Annotated in this window: 14 protein-coding genes; 8 read left to right on the forward strand and 6 right to left on the reverse strand. The window is 72.1% G+C overall.

Annotated features, from left to right (window positions below; all coding sequences use genetic code 11):
* Nucleotides 1–94: 94 nt before the first annotated feature.
* Entirely contained in the window at nt 95–670 is a 576-nt protein-coding gene (locus ASC99_RS08265; RefSeq protein WP_235502689.1) for a nucleosidase, read from the reverse strand.
* A 344-nt stretch (nt 671–1,014) separates the two neighbouring features.
* On the opposite strand from ASC99_RS08265, the gene ASC99_RS08270 reads away from it, so the two are divergent.
* The 8 genes from ASC99_RS08270 (at nt 1,015) to ASC99_RS08305 (ending at nt 11,443) form a co-directional block, all read left to right on the forward strand.
* The gene (locus ASC99_RS08270; RefSeq protein WP_057229932.1) at nt 1,015–2,307 is read left to right on the forward strand and encodes a hypothetical protein; all 1,293 of its coding nucleotides are present in this window, start codon (nt 1,015–1,017) and stop codon (nt 2,305–2,307) included.
* A gap of 20 nt (nt 2,308–2,327) precedes the next feature.
* Nucleotides 2,328–3,257 (forward strand): glutamate ABC transporter substrate-binding protein, encoded by a 930-nt coding sequence (locus ASC99_RS08275; RefSeq protein ID WP_157531437.1) that lies wholly within the window; start codon nt 2,328–2,330, stop codon nt 3,255–3,257.
* Between the two features lie 81 nt (nt 3,258–3,338).
* Nucleotides 3,339–4,676, forward strand: coding sequence for a hypothetical protein (locus ASC99_RS08280; protein WP_057229935.1), 1,338 nt, complete (start codon nt 3,339–3,341; stop codon nt 4,674–4,676).
* Nucleotides 4,669–7,167 (forward strand): serine/threonine-protein kinase, encoded by a 2,499-nt coding sequence (locus ASC99_RS08285; RefSeq protein ID WP_057229936.1) that lies wholly within the window; start codon nt 4,669–4,671, stop codon nt 7,165–7,167. Before ASC99_RS08280 ends, ASC99_RS08285 begins: the two co-directional genes overlap by 8 nt.
* Before the next feature lie 4 nt (nt 7,168–7,171).
* Nucleotides 7,172–8,305 carry a PP2C family serine/threonine-protein phosphatase gene (locus ASC99_RS08290; RefSeq protein ID WP_063857023.1) on the forward strand — a complete coding sequence of 378 codons (1,134 nt, stop codon included), beginning with the start codon at nt 7,172–7,174 and terminating at the stop codon, nt 8,303–8,305.
* Between the two features lie 87 nt (nt 8,306–8,392).
* Nucleotides 8,393–9,721, forward strand: a complete 1,329-nt coding sequence (locus ASC99_RS08295) for a VWA domain-containing protein (protein WP_057229937.1) — start codon at nt 8,393–8,395, stop codon at nt 9,719–9,721.
* Between the two features lie 46 nt (nt 9,722–9,767).
* The gene (locus tag ASC99_RS08300; RefSeq protein ID WP_063857026.1) at nt 9,768–10,958 is read left to right on the forward strand and encodes an FHA domain-containing protein; all 1,191 of its coding nucleotides are present in this window, start codon (nt 9,768–9,770) and stop codon (nt 10,956–10,958) included.
* Between the two features lie 101 nt (nt 10,959–11,059).
* Nucleotides 11,060–11,443 (forward strand): globin, encoded by a 384-nt coding sequence (locus tag ASC99_RS08305; RefSeq protein WP_057229944.1) that lies wholly within the window; start codon nt 11,060–11,062, stop codon nt 11,441–11,443.
* Between the two features lie 24 nt (nt 11,444–11,467).
* On the opposite strand, the gene ASC99_RS08310 is transcribed toward ASC99_RS08305, so the two are convergent.
* From ASC99_RS08310 to ASC99_RS36640, 5 genes are all read right to left on the reverse strand, one after another.
* Nucleotides 11,468–12,154 carry a hypothetical protein gene (locus ASC99_RS08310; RefSeq protein WP_057229945.1) on the reverse strand — a complete coding sequence of 229 codons (687 nt, stop codon included), beginning with the start codon at nt 12,152–12,154 and terminating at the stop codon, nt 11,468–11,470.
* Nucleotides 12,155–12,225: 71 nt separating this feature from the next.
* A complete protein-coding gene (locus ASC99_RS08315) occupies nt 12,226–12,678 on the reverse strand; it encodes a thioesterase family protein (protein WP_057229948.1) in 453 nt (150 codons plus the stop codon).
* Between the two features lie 117 nt (nt 12,679–12,795).
* Entirely contained in the window at nt 12,796–14,460 is a 1,665-nt protein-coding gene (gene ettA / locus ASC99_RS08320; RefSeq protein WP_057229949.1) for an energy-dependent translational throttle protein EttA, read from the reverse strand.
* A 185-nt stretch (nt 14,461–14,645) separates the two neighbouring features.
* A complete protein-coding gene (locus tag ASC99_RS08325; protein ID WP_057229950.1) occupies nt 14,646–15,995 on the reverse strand; it encodes a Cys-Gln thioester bond-forming surface protein in 1,350 nt (449 codons plus the stop codon).
* Between the two features lie 327 nt (nt 15,996–16,322).
* The gene (locus ASC99_RS36640; protein ID WP_063857024.1) at nt 16,323–17,009 is read right to left on the reverse strand and encodes a single-stranded DNA-binding protein; all 687 of its coding nucleotides are present in this window, start codon (nt 17,007–17,009) and stop codon (nt 16,323–16,325) included.
* Between the last annotated feature and the right edge of the window lie 261 nt (nt 17,010–17,270).

A 17,270-nucleotide genomic window follows, 5' to 3' on the forward strand; every position in this document is an offset into this window, starting at 1 on the left:
TTCCGAGGTCGGCGTCGCAGTTCCCCGAGCCCCTGATGGCTGATGCCCGGAGCGCAGGTGCCCGAGCCCCTGGTGGCTGATGCCCGGAGCGGTGTCAGTGCAGGTGGTCGCGGAGCCAGGCGGCCAGCTCCTTCGCGCAGGAGTCCACCGACTGCTGCCAGGTGCGGTCCGCGCCGGCGCCCGCCTCGTCGCTCACGTGCTTGATCAACCGCACGGACACGCCCGCGCGGCGGGCCGCCGTGACGATCGCGTAGCCCTCCATGTCGACCAGGTCGGCCCGCTCGGCCAGCCGGTCCCGGGCGGCCGGGTCGGAGACGAACAGGTCGCCGGTGGCCAGCACCGGGCCGCCGGCCACGTCGAGCTCGATCGGGTCGCCGTACCTCCGGCCGGTGAGCGCCTGCAGCCCCGGGGTGTCGAGGTCGTGCTGCAGCACCTGGGCGACCTCGTGGATGCCCGTCCAGCCGGGGCGCAGCGCGCCCGCCGTACCGAGGTTGAGGATCTCGGAGGGCCGCTCACCCTGTGCCAGCACGGTGGCCAGCGCCACCGCGGCGTTGACCTTCCCGATGCCGGTGAGCAGGATCGGGAGCGAGTCGCCGAAGTGGGCGGCCTCCTCCTCGACGGCGACCACGAGCAGCGGGCGGTCGGGGGTGATGGTTCCGAGCAGACGCATGCCCCCCATCGTAGAGCGGTCGGCCTTCTCTCCCGAAGGCCGACCGCTCTGGTCTTGATCGCCGGGAACCGCATAGGGTGCGTCCCGCGTCGCCCGTGACGGAGAACACCTCCGACGGCAACCGGCCGAGCTCCTGGGAGCCGCCGGAACCTCAAGATCGGCGCAACTCGAGTGTGGCGGTCGGACCCGGCGGCCATACTGCTCGCAACGGACCGCACTCCGAACGCGGAGGGTCCACGGGGAGGGTGGGGCAGGTGGCGACACCGGTGGTGACAGGCGGGCGCACGCCGGCAGCGACAGCGACGGCGGCAGCAACCGAGCCGGCGACGGCAACCGCAACGGCGATGCAGCAACGGCTGCGGCAGCTGACCGGCACCGCGCCGGCCCGGCTGCGCGCGGCCGGAGTGGTGCTGACCGTGCTGGTGCTGCTCTTCGGCGCCCTGACGGCCTGGCAGGTGAGCACCCGGGCCCAGGCCGCCGACCGGATGGTGACCACCAGTCAGCCGCTCAGCCAGGACGCCGCAGAGATCTACCGCTCGCTGGCGGACGCCGACACCACGGCCGCCTCCGCCTTCCTGCTGGCCGGAGACGCTCCTCCGGCGCTCCGCGAGCGGTACGAACGCGACCTGGCCACCGCCGCCGAGCTGCTCGCCCGGGCCGCCGCCCGGACCGACGCCAGCTCGGAGGCCCAGCGCTGGGTCGCCGCACTGAACCGGCAACTCCCGCAGTACGCGGGGCTGGTGGAGAGCGCCCGGGCGAACGACCGGCAGGGGCTGCCGCTCGGCGGCGCCTACCAGCGGTACGCCTCGAAGCAGATGCAGGGCACCATGCTGCCCGACGCGCAGAAGCTGGTGGAGGCGGAGAACCGCCGGCTGGACCAGGACTACTCGGTCGCCGCCGACTTCCCCTGGACCGCACTCGGCTTCGGGCTGCTGGCGCTCGGGGCGCTGGTGTGGTGCCAGGTGCTGCTGCTGCGCCGGACCAACCGGGTGTTCAACCCCGGCCTGCTGGCCGCCTCGGCGGCGGTGCTGGCCGGCGTGTTCTGGCTGAGCGGTGGCACCCTGTCGGCCGTCCTGGATCTCGAGGACGCCCACAGTCACGGCGCCGCCCCCCTGCGGGTGCTGAACAAGGCCCGGATCGAGGCGCTGCAGTCCCGGACGGCGGAGAACCTGGACCTGGTGTCCCGGGGCGGCTCGGACTCGTACGACAAGGACTGGCAGAAGTACAGCACCGCCCTGGCCGGCGATCAGTCCAGCGACGGGGGGCGGGTGAACGGCGGCACTCTCGCGGCGGCCGGCTGGAACGCGCCGAAGGATGCACAGGCGGCGCTGGAGCAGGCCGCGAAGCTGTTCCCGGCCTGGAGCACCCGGCACCGGAAGGCCGAGGAGAGCGACTACACGGCCGCCCTGCAGACCGTGGTCGGCCCAAACGGGACGGAGACCAGCGAGGCCGCGTTCAACGCGCTGGACGAGCAGTTGGGCAAGGCGGCCGCAGCCGAGCTGGCGGTCTTCGAGCGGTCGGCGCACGGCGTCGACGGCGGGCTGACCGGGCTGGCGGTGGGCGCCGGGGTGCTGGCGCTGCTGGCGGCGGCGGGTGTGGCGGTCGGCCTCGGCCGCCGTCTGGCGGAGTACCGGTAGTGGTGAAGGGGGAGTCGACTGTGCGTACGGTTCGGACCAGGGCACTGGTCGTCGCTGCGGCACTGGCCGCCGGCCTGGTGGGGGCCGGAACCTCCCACGGTGTGCCGGGAGTTGTCGCCACCGCTCCGGCCGCCGCTCCGCAGGTGCCGGCCGCCGAGCCGACCGGGGACTGCTCCGAGCAGACCCCTGCGGCCAGCCCGTCGCTGAACGGCCGGAAGGTGCAGGAGATCAGGGCCAGGGGCACGCTGGTCGTCGGCGTGGACCAGAACAGCTACAACTGGGGCTTCCGCAACCCGCAGAGCGGGCAGCTGGAGGGCTTCGACATCGAGCTGTCCCGGGCGATCGCCAAGGCCGTACTGGGCGACCCGGGGAAGATCACCTTCCGGACGGTGACCACGCCCAAGCGGATCGAGGCGATCCGCAACGGGACGGTCGACCTGGTCGTCCGTACCATGACCATCAACTGCGAGCGCCGCAAGGACATCGCGTTCTCCGCACCGTACTTCTCCTCCGGGCAGCGCCTGGTGGTGCCGAAGTCGGCGAAGGCCGCCACGGCGGCCGAGGGGTTGCAGGGCAAGCGCGCCTGCGCGGCCCAACAGTCCTCCTCCGAGACCGAGTTGAAGAAGCCCGGATACGGGACCAGCTCGGTCACCATCGTGGAGAACCAGCTCGACTGCCTGGTGCTGATGCAGCTCGGCAAGGTGGACGCGACCCTGACCGACTCCACCCTGGCCGCCGCGCAGGCCGCCCAGGACCCCACCGTCCGACTGGGCGGTGAGACCATCATCCCGGCGAAGATGGGGATCGGGCTCAAGCAGGAGGACACCGACCTGGCGGCGCTGGTCAACCAGGTCCTGCTGGACTACCGGGCGAACGGCGGCTGGCAGGCCGCTTACGACCGCTGGCTGGCCGCCAGTATGGGCACCTCCTCGGCGCCTTACCTGCCCTAGTGGCACCGCTGCATCGCGCACCGAAGTACGGCGAGACTGGAGAGGAATGACGTGGCGTTCGCAGGAGCTGCCGGCCCGGTGATGAGCCGGGAGGAGGTGGACCGCGCGCTGGCGCGGCTGGCGGCGGAGCGCGACGCGGTGGAGGCCGCGCTGCTGGCTCTGCAGGAGCACTCGGGCCGCCGGTTGCTGGAGGGTGCCCCGCTGAGCGGGCGGACCCTGGAGCGCTGGTCGGTGGCCGAGCCTGGCCTGACGCTGCTCTGGACCCTGTTCGACCGCTACGCGGAGGCGCTGGCCTCGGCGGTGGCCGTCCGGGCCCGCCGCAACCGGCCCGGCGGGGCCGAGCTGGCCGAGCTGAGCGAGCTGCTCAGCGGGCCGGCCGTCACCGTCTCGGGCGGTCAACTCCCGGACAGCGGCGGCCCCGTGCCGGTCCGGCTGGTCGAGCAGCTCAGCCTTGCCGAGCTGCTGGACCGGATGAACGCCTGGTACGCGACGGTGTACGAGGTGGTGGCCGCCACCGACGCGGTCTGGTCGGCGCTGCCCGCCCGGATCGACCTGCTGCTGGCCGAGCTGGGCCGGGTCCGGATGCTCTCCGGCTCGGTCGGGGTGCGCTCGGGGGCTCACCCGCTGGCCGACGATCTGGACGGCCTGGAGCAGGAGTTGACCGAGCTGCGGGCCGAGGTGCGGACCGATCCGCTGGCGCTCTGGCGGCCCGGCCGGGTGCCCGCGCAGCGCGGCACCGGCGGCGGTGCTCTCGGGCCCGGGTCGGTGGCCGGGGCGGTGGACACCGAGCGGTTCGACCGGGCCGGGCGCGCGCTGGACGGCGTCCGGATGGAACTCGACGGGCTGCTCCGGCTGCGCGACGAGGCCCACGACCGGCTGCAGCAGGTCGGCGACCTGCTGCAACGGGCCGACTCCACACTGGCCGAGGCCCGCCGGGCCCGCGGCGAGGTGCTCGCGAAGATCGCCGCGACCGAGGTGCCCGCCGTGCCGGGCCCGGCCTCGGCGCTGCGCGAACGGATCGGCCTGGCGGTCGAGTTGCAGCAGACCGGTCAGTGGCACCGGCTGGCCCCGCTGCTGGACACACTGGAGGACGTGGCCGCCAAGGAGCTCGGCCGGGCCCGCCAGTCCCTCACCGAGGTGGCCCAACCGCTGGCGATCCGGGCCGAGCTGCGCGGGCGGCTGGAGGCGTACAAGGCGATGGCCGCCCGGCTCGGGGTGGCCGAGGACCCGGTGGTGATCGAGCGCTTCGAGAAGGCCCGTTGGCTGCTCTGGAGCGCGCCGTGCGACCTGCGGGCGGCGGCCGAGGCGGTGGCCCGGTTCCAGCAGGCGCTGCGGCCGGCGGCTCCGGCCGCTCCGATGGACCGGGTGGGGCAGATGGACCAGTACCAGGACGGACAGGGGGATCAGGGCAATGGGTGAGACCTGCATCCGGCCGGAGTGCTCCGGCGCGGGGACGATCGACGGCGACGGCTACTGCGACGAGTGCGGGCTGGCTCCGCTGGCCTCGGGCACTTCAGCCACCTCGGCCTCGGCCTCGATCTCGGCTTCGGCTTCGGCTTCGAGTTCGGTCAAGGTGGTGGCCGGGGCGACCTGCACCCGGGACTGCACCGGCACGATCGACGCCGACGGCTACTGCGACGAGTGCGGGCTGGCCGCCGAGGCCGGCACCCTGCCGTTCGTCCCCTCGGCCCGGACCGAGCCGTACTCGGGCTCGGTCTCCTCCCGGACCATGTCCGGACGTTCCCGCTCGCACCGGTCCACCCGGACCGGCAGCGGCCGTTCGGTCTCGGTCCGCAGCAGCACCGGCAGCTCCGGCAGCGGTACCGGACGGCGCGGCAACCTGGGCGCCGGGCTGGTGACCGTCCCGAGCATCCCCTCGGCGGACCCGAGCGCGGCGGTGCTGACCGACCCTCAGGTGCCCGAGCGCAAGCGGTACTGCAGCAAGTGCGACGCCCCGGTCGGCCGGGAGAAGAACGGCGTCCCGGGCCGTCCGGACGGGTTCTGCACCAAGTGCGGTACGCCGTACTCGTTCACGCCCAAGCTGACCAGGGGCGACCTGGTGGGCGGTCAGTACGAGGTGCTGGGCTGCCTGGCGCACGGCGGGCTCGGCTGGATCTACCTCGCGGTGGACCGCCGGGTGAACGACCGCTGGGTGGTGCTCAAGGGCCTGCTGGACACCGGGGACCAGGACGCGCTCGCGGTGGCCATCGCCGAACGCCGCTTCCTGGCCGAGGTGGACCACCCGAACATCGTCCGCATCATCAACTTCGTCGAGCACCCCGACCTGCGCTCCGGGTCCATCGACGGCTACATCGTGATGGAGTACATCGGCGGCAAGTCGCTCAAGGACATCGCCAACGAGCGCCGCACCCCGGACGGACGGCGCGAGCCGCTGCCGGTGGAGCAGGCGATCGCGTACGCGCTGGAGGCACTGCCCGCGCTCGGCTACCTGCACGCGCGGGGGCTGGTGTACTGCGACTTCAAGATCGACAACGTGATCCAGAGCGAGGACTCGCTCAAGATCATCGACCTCGGCGCGGTCTCCCGCTCCGGCGACGACGGCCCGGTCTACGGCACCGTCGGCTACCAGGCCCCGGAGATCGCCACCGACGGACCGTCGGTCGCCTCCGACATCTACACGGTGGCCCGCACGCTGGCCGTGCTGACCTTCGACTTCCAGGGCTACAACACCACCTTCAAGTTCGAGCTGCCCGGCCCCGAGCGGGTGCCGCTGTTCGCCCGGTACGAGTCGTACTACCGCCTGCTGGTCCGGGCCACCGACCCGGACCCGGCCCGCCGGTTCGGCTCCGCCGAGGAGATGGCCGACCAGCTCACCGGCGTGCTGCGGGAGCTGCTGGCGCTCCAGGACGGGCGGCCCCGCCCGGCGCTGTCCACCCTGTTCGGCCCGGAACTGCGGGTGGTGGACACCGAGCTGACGCCCGATCCGCTCGACCCGGCCGCCGCCGCCCTGGCCCTGCCGGTCCCCCGCGTCGACCCTGCCGACCCCGGGGCCGGCTTCCTGGCCACCCTGGTCGCCAGCGCGCCCGCCGAGGCCTTGGCCGCACTGGCCACCGCCCCGACCCGCTCGGTCGAGCTCCGGCTGCGGGCGCTCCGGGCCCACCTGGAGCTCGGCGCCCGGGTGGATGCCGAGACCGAACTGCTGGCCCTGGAACAGGACCACGGCGACGACTGGCGGGTGGTCTGGTACCGCGGGCTGACCGAGCTCTCGGCCGGCCGGGCCGAGCAGGCCGCCGGGGCCTTCGACGCGGTCTACGACGCCTTCCCGGGCGAGGCCGCACCCAAGCTGGCGCTGGCAGTCTGCGCCGAACTGCTCGGCAACGGCCAGGACGCCGCCGTCTTCTACCGCCTGGTCGGCAGCACCGACCGGGCCTACGTCAGCGCCGCCTTCGGCCTGGCCCGGGTGCTGCTCGCGGCCGGTGACCGGGCCGGTGCGGTGACGGCCCTGGAGGCGGTGCCCGAGGCGTCCACGCACTACACGGCCGCCCGGATCGCCACCCTGCGGGCCAGGCTGCGCGGGCGGGCCCCGGAGGAGCCGCTCGGGCCCGAACTGGCCCGCTGCTCGGCGCAGTTGACGGCGCTCTCGCTGGACGCCCGGCGGACCGAGGAGCTCTCGGTCGAGGTGCTGAACGCCTCGCTGGGCTGGGTACTGGCCGGTTCGGCGGGCGGCGTGAGCGGCACCGCCGCGATCGGCTCGGGCAGCTCGAGCGGCTCCGACAGCCCGGTCGGCTCCGGCACGCTCGACGTGCTGGGACATCGGGCCGCTGAACGGGAACTGCGCTTCGCCCTGGAACACTCCTATCGAGTACTGGCGCGGTTGACCGACCGGGCCGAGATCAGGATCGAGATGGTGGAGCGGGCGAACCGTGCCCGCCCCCGGACGTGGGTGTGAACCGATGCCGCAGCAGCAGACCAGGTGCCCGAGCTGTGCCGAGCCGCTGGACCCCGAGGACGACTACTGCGGGGCCTGCGGTCTGAACGTGACCGGCGAGACGCCGCCGGCCGCCGTGCTGCCCGAACCGGCTGCCGCCACGGCGCCGGGCTGCGTGCACTGCGGCTCGGCGGAGCTGGCGGCGGACGGGTACTGCGAGAGCTGCGGCGGCGCCCAGCCCCGCCCGCGCGACCACCAGGAGCTGACCGCGGACGGCGTGGCCGGGGTCACCGACCGGGGCCTGCGGCACCACCGCAACGAGGACGCCTTCACGGTGGCCGCCACCCACCTGCCCGGCGGCGAACCGGCCGTGCTCGCGGTGGTCTGCGACGGCGTCTCCTCCTCGGCCCGGCCTGACGAGGCGTCGGCCACCGCGGTCGAGGCGGCCTCCGCCCACCTGCTGACCGCCCTGCAGCGCGGGCGGCGTCCCGACCAGGCGATGCGGGAGGCGATCGGCGAGGCCGCCCGCGCGGTGGCCGAGCTGGCCAAGGACGGCGTCCGGACGCCGGGCGGCAGCCAGAACGCGCCCGCCTGCACCTACGTCAGCGCGATCTCCGCCGCCGGTCTTGTCACCATCGGCTGGGTCGGCGACACCAGGGCGTACTGGATCCCGGACGACCGGGAGTCCGCCGTGGCGTACCGGCTGACCGAGGACGACTCCTGGGCGGCCCGGGTGGTGGCGATCGGCCTGATGACCGAGGCCGAGGCGTACGCCGACCCGCGAGCGCACGCGATCACCGGCTGGCTGGGCGCGGACGCCGAGGAGATCGAGCCGCACACCGTGAGCTTCACCCCGCACGTGCCCGGCGTACTGCTGGTCTGCACCGACGGTCTGTGGAACTACGCCGAGGCCGCCGCCGACCTGGCCGAACGGGTCCGCCCCGACGCCCGGTCCGAACCGCTGGCCGCCGCGCGCGAGCTGGTCGACTTCGCGGTGACGGCGGGCGGCCACGACAACATCACAGTGGCGGTGCTGCCGATCAGCCCGCCGGCCGAGGCCACCCTGCGGACCGTTCCGCTGCAGGCCGCCGCTGCCGGGGCGGCGCCGCTCCACTCGTCCCCGACCCTGCAGCTCCATCGGCCCGGCAGCGGAAGCTGACGGCCGCTCAGCAGACTTCTCCGCCCGCGCCTGCCCCGCACTTTTCCGCCCGTCCGCCGAACCACTGATTGCTCGACAGGAGCAGCGATGGCCGTTCTGTCCCGGTCCCACCCGAGTTTCAGCGTCGACATCTACCAGAACGAGTACCTGGCCGAAGGCGCCCGCGAGGTGAACGCGATCGTCACCGTCACCGCGACCGGTGGCGGCACCTCGGGCGGGCAGCCGCTGGCCCGGGACACCGGTGCGGCGGCGGCCGTGGTGATCATGGTCGACTGCTCGGGTTCGATGGACTACCCCGCGGCCAAGCTGCGCAACGCCCGGGAGGCCACCGGCGTCGCCATCGACACCATCCGCGACGGTGTCGCCTTCGCCGTGGTGGCCGGCACCCACGAGGCCAAGGACATCTACCCGGGCGGCGGCAAGCTGGCGATCGCCGACCAGGCCACCCGGGCCCAGGCCAAGGACGCGCTGCGCAAGCTGACCGCCAACGGCGGCACCGCGATCGGCACCTGGCTGACCAAGGCCAAGCAGCTCTTCGACAGCCGGGCCGACATAGCGATCCGGCACGGCATCCTGCTCACCGACGGCCGCAACGAGCACGAGAAGCCGGCCGACCTGGAGCGGGTGCTCGGCCAGGCCGCGGGCGTCTTCACGGTGGACTGCCGGGGCGTCGGCACCGACTGGGAGGTGACCGAGCTGCGCAAGATCGCCTCGGCCCTGCTGGGCACCGTGGACATCGTCGCCGAACCGTCCGGGTTGGCCGACGACTTCCAGCAGATGATGGTGCAGGCGATGGGCAAGCAGGTCGCCGACGTGGCACTGCGGGTCTGGACCCCGGCCAACGCGGTGATCAAGTTCGTCAAACAGGTCACCCCGAACCTGGAGGACCTGACGGACCGTCGGGCCGACGCCGGGCCGCGGGCCGGGGACTACCCGACCGGCTCCTGGGGTGACGAGAGCCGCGACTACCACGTCTGCATCGAGGTGCCCTCCGCCGAGGTCGGCAACGAGATGCTGGCCGCCCGGATCAGCCTGCTGATCCCGCAGCCCGACGGGACGGCCGAGGTGCTCTCCCAGGGTCTGGTGCGCGCGGTCTGGACCGACGACCTGGCCTCCTCGACCCGGATCAGCCCGCAGGTCGCCCACTTCACCGGCCAGGCCGAGCTGGCCTCCTCGATCCAGGAGGGGCTGGAGGCGCACCGCGCGGGCGACGTCGACCTGGCAACGGCCAAGCTCGGCGCGGCCGTTCGGATCGCGCACCGGACCGGCAACGAGAGCACCTTCAAGCTGCTGCAGAAGGTGGTCGACGTGGTCGATCCGAAGGAGGGTACCGTTCGGTTCCGTAAGAACGTGAGCGAGGCCGACTCGATGACGCTGGACACCCGGTCGACCAAGACCGTCCGGGTGAAGAAGTGACCGGCTCGGGGGGCCGAACCGGACTGCTGGAGATGTGGGGGACCTGATGCCGATCTGCCCTAGGGGCCACGAGTCGCAGGCCGAGGACTGGTGCGACTTCTGCGGCTTCCCGATGACCCCTCCACCGGGACTGGCGGTGCCGGGCTCGGCGCCGTTCGTCAGCGGGCACACCCAGCCGCAGGGCGTACCGACCGGCCAGCCGAACACCCCGCCCGCGCCGCAGTACACCCAGCCGGGGCAGCCGGGGCAGGGAGCCGCGCCGCAGTACACCCAGCCCGGCCAGTACACCCAGCCGGGCCAGGCCGGGCAGCCGGGCCAGTCGTCGCCGTACCCGCAGGCCGGGCAGTTCACCCAGGCCGACCTCACGGCCGGCCTGCTCACCTGCCCGATCTGCCGGACCCCGCAGACCGGCCGGTACTGCGAGGAGTGCGGCTTCGACTACGAGCTCTCCTCGCCCGCGAGCCAGCAACAGCAGCGGCCGACCTCCGGCTACGGCTTCCCGCCGCCCGCCCCCGTGCCGGTGCCCACACCCAGCCCGTACCAGCCGCCGGTGCCGCCGCCCCCGCCGATGCCCAGCCCGTACCAGCCGCCGCAGCCGCCGCCCGCACCGACCCCGGAACCCTCGCCGTTCCCGCCGGTCGGTACTCCGGCCGGCCACGGGCAGTTCGAACCGCAGGCCGATCCGTTCGGGAAGGGCCCGGCGTTCCAGGGCTCGGAGGGCCTGGAGAGCTTCGACTCGGGCCCGACCTACGCGCAGCCGGGCAGCGCCCCGGGTGACGAGTTCGGCACCTCCTTCCACCTGCAGCCGCCGGGCACTCCCCCGGCCAGGTCGACCTGGATCGCGGTGGTCACGGCCGACCGCGACTACTTCACCGACATGATGGCGCGCAGTGGTCCGGAGGCGGCCGGACTGTTCTTCCCGCCGTACTGCCCCGAGCGCCGGATCCCGCTCACCGGCCGTGGCCAGCTCCGGATCGGCCGCCGCAGCCAGCACCGGGGCACCGTGCCGGAGATCGACCTCTCCGTCCCGCCGGAGGACCCGGGCGCCTCGCACCAGCACGCGCTGCTGGCCGAACAGGCCGACGGCAGCTGGGTGCTGGTCGACCAGGACTCCACCAACGGCACCACGGTGAACGGCGGCCCGGAGGCGGTGACCCCGCACACCGCGATCCCGCTGAACGACGGCGACCGGGTGCACATCGGCGCCTGGACCACGATCACCCTGCACCGCGCCTGACGGACCGTCGGTGGGGGCTCCGGCCCCCACCGACCGGGACCGCGGTCCCGGTCCGATGGTCCTGGTGTACGACCGCCGGAGCGGTCTGCGACCATGGTCAAGTGACTGACGAGGCGACATTCTTCGAACAAATCGGCGGCGAGCCGACCTTCCGACGGCTGGTGCACGTCTTCTACCAGGGTGTCGCCGAGGACGAGCTGCTGCGCCCGATGTACCCGGAGGGGGACCTCGGCCCGGCCGAGGAGCGGCTGACCCTGTTCCTGATGCAGTACTGGGGCGGCCCCCGCACGTACAGCGAGGAGCGCGGCCACCCCCGGCTGCGGATGCGCCACGTCCCGTTCAAGGTCGACCAGGCCGCCCACGACGCCTGGCTGCGCCACATGCGCACTGCTGTGGACACCCTCGAGCTCCCCGCCGACGCCGAGCGCCAGCTCTGGGACTACCTCACCTACGCCGCCGCCTCGATGGTCAACACGGCCGGCTGATCATGGGCGTGCAGGCGGTGACCGTCAGCGCAGCGGGCTGAGCCCGAGGCCGCTGCCAGGAGCGGCCGTGCGCAGCGCGACCGAGCCGGCCGGGGCGCTCAGCCGCAGCCAGCTGCCGGAGCGGTGTGCGGTGAGCGTGGCGTCCGGGGTGAGGAAGCCGATCACGTACGCGGCGTGCGCGACCCGGAGCGGGAGTTCGGGTACCGCGCCGAGCGGGCGGGACCAGATCTCGTCGGCGAGCGCGTCGAGGGCCGCGCGGGTCCGGTGGTGCTCCGGGATCTCGGCGGTGCGCTGCTTGAACTCCCGTACGGCGGACATCAGTTCCGGCATCACCGCGGGTGCGGTGGTGGCGTCGATCCGCTCCCAGCGCGAGCGCGGCGGCAGCAGCCCGGCCCAGGCCGGGCCGGTGACGGGAGTGGGCAGGCCGAGGACGGCGGCCGACTCGTCGATGCTCTCCAGCAACTGTCCGGCGGAGACGGTCAGATCGGCCTCCGCGACATCCTCGCCGAGCAGCCGGGCACTGCGCACGGCCAGCACCCCGGAGCTGCCCAGCGGCAGCCGTCCGAAGACGGCCAGCACCGGCCCCTGCTCGGCTCGGACGGCCTGCAGACGTACGGCGGCGGCCCGGTCGAAGCGCAGCAGCCGCTCCAGGAACGCCGCCAGGTCGGCGGCCTCCGTGGCGTCGGCGAGCGGAAGGCGGGGGGCGGTCAACGGATCAGCTCACTCGGGTACGAGTACGGGTACGGGGGCGGTGCCAGGCCTGTCTGATGATTCGCGTCGGATCAGGCGGCGGCAGCGGCCGGGGTCTGCTCGGCCCCGTCCACGAACCGGCCGAGGAACTCCCGCTCCACCGGGCTGATCCGGCGCGGGCGGCCGGCCGCCAGGTCGTAGGGGACCACCACGGTGGAGGCCCGGACGTAGACCGTCTCGGTGCCGTCCTCGGCGGTGTCCTTGATCTCGTAGGAGACGGTCAGCGACGCGCCGCCGATCTTGGTCACCCAGGTCTCGATGGTCACCGGCTCCGGCCGGTGCACCAGCGGGCGCTTGTAGTCGATCTCGTGCCGGGCCACCACCGAGCCACCCGCGAACTCCCCGGCGCCGGCGGCGGCGGCCTGGGTGAACATGAAGTCGATCCGGGCCTCCTCCAGGTAGCGCAGGAAGACCACGTTGTTCACGTGTCCGAAGGCGTCCATGTCGGACCACCGCAGGGGGCAGGCGTAGATGTGGCGTGCCACGGTCGATCTCCTCAATCCGATTGCCCGTCAGGACCGGTTACCCGCCGGTAGCTTACGGGCGGCGGCCCGGCAGACCACCCCAGGGGCAGCCTGCCGGGCCGGTGTTGCACCAACGTGTCAGTCCCGGGTCAGCTTCCGGTAGGTGGCCCGGTGCGGGCGGCCGGCGTCGGCGCCGAGCCGCTCGATCTTGTTCTTCTCGTACGACTCGAAGTTGCCCTCGAACCAGAACCACTTGCTGTCACCCTCGTACGCGAGGATGTGGGTGGTCACCCGGTCCAGGAACCACCGGTCGTGGGAGATGACCACGGCGCAGCCGGGGAACTCCAGCAGCGCGTTCTCCAGCGAGGACAGGGTCTCGACGTCGAGGTCGTTGGTGGGCTCGTCGAGGAGCAGCAGGTTGCCGCCCTGCTTGAGGGTCAGCGCCAGGTTGAGGCGGTTGCGCTCACCACCGGAGAGCACCCCGGCCGGCTTCTGCTGGTCCGGGCCCTTGAAGCCGAACGCCGAGACGTAGGCGCGGGACGGCATCTCGACGTTGCCGACGTTGATCCAGTCCAGGCCGTCGGAGACGACCTCCCAGAGCGTCTTCTTCGGGTCGATGTTGGCGCGCGACTGGTCGACGTAGCTGATCTTGACCGTCTCGCCGACCTTGACGCTGCCGGAGTCCGGCTTCTCCATGTCGAGCAGCATCTTGAACAGCGTGGTCTTGCCGGCGCCGTTCGGGCCGATCACGCCGACGATGCCGTTACGCGGCAGGGTGAAGCTCAGGTCGTCGATCAGCAGCTTCTCGCCGAAGGACTTCGAGAGGCGGTCGGTCTCGATCACGATGGCGCCCAGGCGCGGGCCCGGCGGGATCTGGATCTCCTCGAAGTCCAGCTTCCGCATCTTGTCGGCCTCGGCCGCCATCTCCTCGTAACGGGCGAGGCGGGCCTTGGACTTGACCTGACGGCCCTTGGCGTTGGAGCGGACCCACTCCAGCTCCTCCTTGAGCCGCTTGGCGCGCTTGGCGTCCTTCTGGCCCTCGACCTTGAGACGGGTCTGCTTCGTCTCCAGGTAGGTGGAGTAGTTGCCCTCGTAGGGGTAGGCGCGACCGCGGTCGAGCTCCAGGATCCACTGGGCGACGTTGTCCAGGAAGTACCGGTCGTGGGTGACCGCGACCACGGTGCCCTTGTACTTCTCCAGGTGCTGCTCCAGCCAGTTCACCGACTCGGCGTCGAGGTGGTTGGTGGGCTCGTCGAGCAGCAGCAGGTCGGGTGCCTCGAGCAGCAGCTTGCAGAGCGCGACGCGGCGGCGCTCACCACCGGAGAGCTTGGTGACCGGCCAGTCGCCGGGCGGGCAGCCCAGCGCGTCCATGGCCTGCTCCAGCTGGGCGTCCAGGTCCCACGCCTCGGCGTGGTCCAGGTCCTCCTGGAGCTTGCCCATCTCGTCGAGGAGCGCGTCGGAGTAGTCCGTCGCCATCAGCTCGGCGATCTCGTTGAAGCGGTTGAGCTTGCCCTTGATCTCCTTGACGCCGTCCTCGACGTTCTCCAGGACGCTCTTGGACTCGTCGAGCGGGGGCTCCTGAAGGAGCATGCCGACGGTGAAGCCCGGCGAGAGGAAGGCATCGCCGTTCGAGGGCTGCTGCAGGCCGGCCATCATCTTCAGCACCGTGGACTTACCAGCACCGTTCGGGCCGACGACACCGATCTTTGCCCCAGGGAGGAAGCTCAGCGTCACGTCGTCAAGGATGACCTTGTCGCCAATGGCCTTGCGCACCTTGCGCATGGTGTAGATGTATTCCGCCACGTGAGATCGCTCCGGCGTCGTCGGTGAGTATTCGGGTTACAGCCTTCCATTGTGCCGCACGCGGCGGACGCCCCCGAACGTGATCTCCGGGAACGGGACCGGCCCCGCCCCCTCGACTGTGGAGGGAACGGGGCCGGATCAGCTCCGGGCTGCGGATCCGCCGGTCGGCGGACCGGCTCAGCCGGTCAGGCGCGGCTGTGGCGGCCGCGGCGGCGCAGGGTGAAGACCGCGGCGGCACCGGCGAGCACCAGGGCACCGGCGATACCGGCGAGCAGCGGAGTCTGGCCGCCACCACCGGTGTTGGCCAGCACCGGGCCGGTCGGGCTGGCCGACGGGGCCTTCGGGGTCGGCGAGCTCGCGGTGTCGGTCTTGCAGTTCAGGACACCCTTGAACTGCTGCTTGAAGCCGTTCGGACCGGTGACGGTGATGTCGTAGGCGGTGTCCTCGGCGACCTTGACCGGGACGCTCTTGGTGCCGCCCGGCGGAACGGTGACGGTCTGGCCGGACAGGGTGAAGGTGAAGTCCTGGTCACCGTTGTTGGCGGCGGTCACCACCACGGCGCCCTGCGCGCAGTCGACCTTGGCGGAGACGGCCGGGATCGGGCCGGTGGGGGCCCAGTTGACCGGCGCCGAGGCGCTCGCGGGGACCGGCTTGGTGCCGGCCAGGATCAGCGTCTGGCTGTGCTTGCCGTCCTTCTCGCCGAGGAAGGCCCGACCGACCGAGATCTCGGTGGTGGCCTCTGCGAAGATCTTCGCCTGCCCGGCCGGGGCACCCGCCGGGGTCTTCGCGAAGATCTGCTGACCGGACGCGGCCTCGGTGATGACCTTCCCGTCCTTGTCGGTGATGGTGACGCCCGCCTGCTTGCCGGCGTCGTCCAGCCGGAGCTTCACCTTGGCGGCGGTCGACTTCACCGTGATCGGGCCCAGCAGGGCGCCGCTCTTGCCGGCGGCAGTGCCGTCGAGGCTGATCGTCCAGCTGGGCTCGGAGCCCGCGTTGATCCCCGCGACGCTGTCGATCAGGTACTTGGTGAGCTTCTTGGCCTCCTCGTCCAGCGGAGTCGCCGTGACGCCGTCGGAGAAGTGCCAGATGGCCGCCTGGGTGCCTGCTGCGGCGTCGTCGTCGGTCAGCCCCGTCAGGTCGGCGACGGTCGGGGCCGCCTTGGCCTCGGCCTGCAGCTGCGGGACGGTCAGATTGGGGAAGGAGTGCAGCAGGATCCACTTGATCTGCGCGGCCTCCTTCGCCTTGTTGTGCAGCGAGGTCGCGGACCAGTCGGCCTCGCGGTACGTGGCGTCCTTCAGCGTGTCGTTCCGCAGGTCGATGCAGTAGGCCAGCAGGTGCTTGTTCTCGTCCGTCTCCGTGCTCGGCAGGAGTCGGAACACACCACCCTGGATGGGCTGCTTGTCGTTGTTGACCTGGATGGGGCCGCGGAACTTCAGCCCGCCCAACAGCTTGGCGGTGGTGCCCGAGCTGGACGGCTCGGCCGCCGACGCACCAGTGGCCAGCGCACCCCCGACCATCAGGCTCGACGCGAGCATGACACCTGCTATGCGGAACAACGCCCGCCCCTGCTTGTGCAACATCTAGTGACCCCTCCGGGCTGGGCCGTGCCGATGGCAGCCCGCCTTGCAAAGCGACGCGCTCTGTGGCAGCGCCGCACTTGTGTGAACCAGACGCATCCTATTGACCGGGGGCCGCTGGCAAACCTTCGTGCCAAACGCGGACGATTCCGTATCTATATTGTTATCAAGCAGCTCATCGCAGCGGTGTACTGACGACCCGCCAGTTTCTCACTCCCAATCAGGAGCCTTTCAGGCCAGGCACTCCGGCGGGCCCGAAGTGCCGAACAGTGAGCAGCTCCGGTCTCAGCCGACGGCTACTCGATCACTACTTGCAATTTCGCCACCTGCCGGTTTCACCTCCCGCACACCATCGGCCACTTGGGCCTCAACCGCCTCCCCCGCACCGACCGCCAGGGGTCGCGCCCCCTCGGCCGTCTGGATCGCCGCGCCCGCCACCGCCACTTGGCGGGACTCGACCGCGGCAACGATCCACTCCGGCACCGCCTGCCCGGCCGACGCCTGGCCGGGCAGGGCGCCGGTGAGCGCGCCGGGCCCGGCATCGGACCGGGCCGCGGGCAGGGCGACGGGCTCCTCCCGACCCGAACGACCCAACACCAGTTCGGGTTTGGCCTGGACCGCCCAGCGGAACGCGGTCGTCCCGCGGCCGAGGTCGTGACCGACCACCCGGGCGTCGATCTCCACCACGCAGCGTCGCTTCTCCGCCTCGCCCCACTCCCGGACCCGCAGCCGCCCGCTGACCACCACCGGGTCGCCCTTGCTGAGCGAGCTCACCACGTTGGCCGCCAGCCAGCGCCAGGCGGTGACGGTCACCCAGCTCGTCTCACCGTCCACCCAGTCGCCCTTCTCGCGGTCGTAGCGGCGCTCGGTGGCAGCCATCCGGAAGTTCGCCACCGGGACTCCGGCGGCGGTTTGCGAGTAGCTCACCACCGTGGCGACATTGCCGATCATGGTCACCATGGTCTCGTTCATCGGAACACCCTCCGTCCATCGGGAATCACCGTGTGAAATCACCCGCCGAGGAGAGGATGCCGGTTCGGGGAAAACGATCCTGACCGTTTCGAAATCCTGTGGAAAACTCGCGCATGTGGATAACCGGCCTCACTCTCCGGAGTGAATCGGCCCCGATTTCCGGCTGACCCGACGTCAGCTTTTCGGGGCCATGACAAGTGCTGGCCGGGCCCGCCGCCGGGCAGCGCTCCCCGAAGGGGTGGCCGGTCGGCGCATCCGCGC

It is taken from the genome of Kitasatospora sp. Root107 (assembly GCF_001424875.1).
GTDB lineage: Bacteria > Actinomycetota > Actinomycetes > Streptomycetales > Streptomycetaceae > Kitasatospora.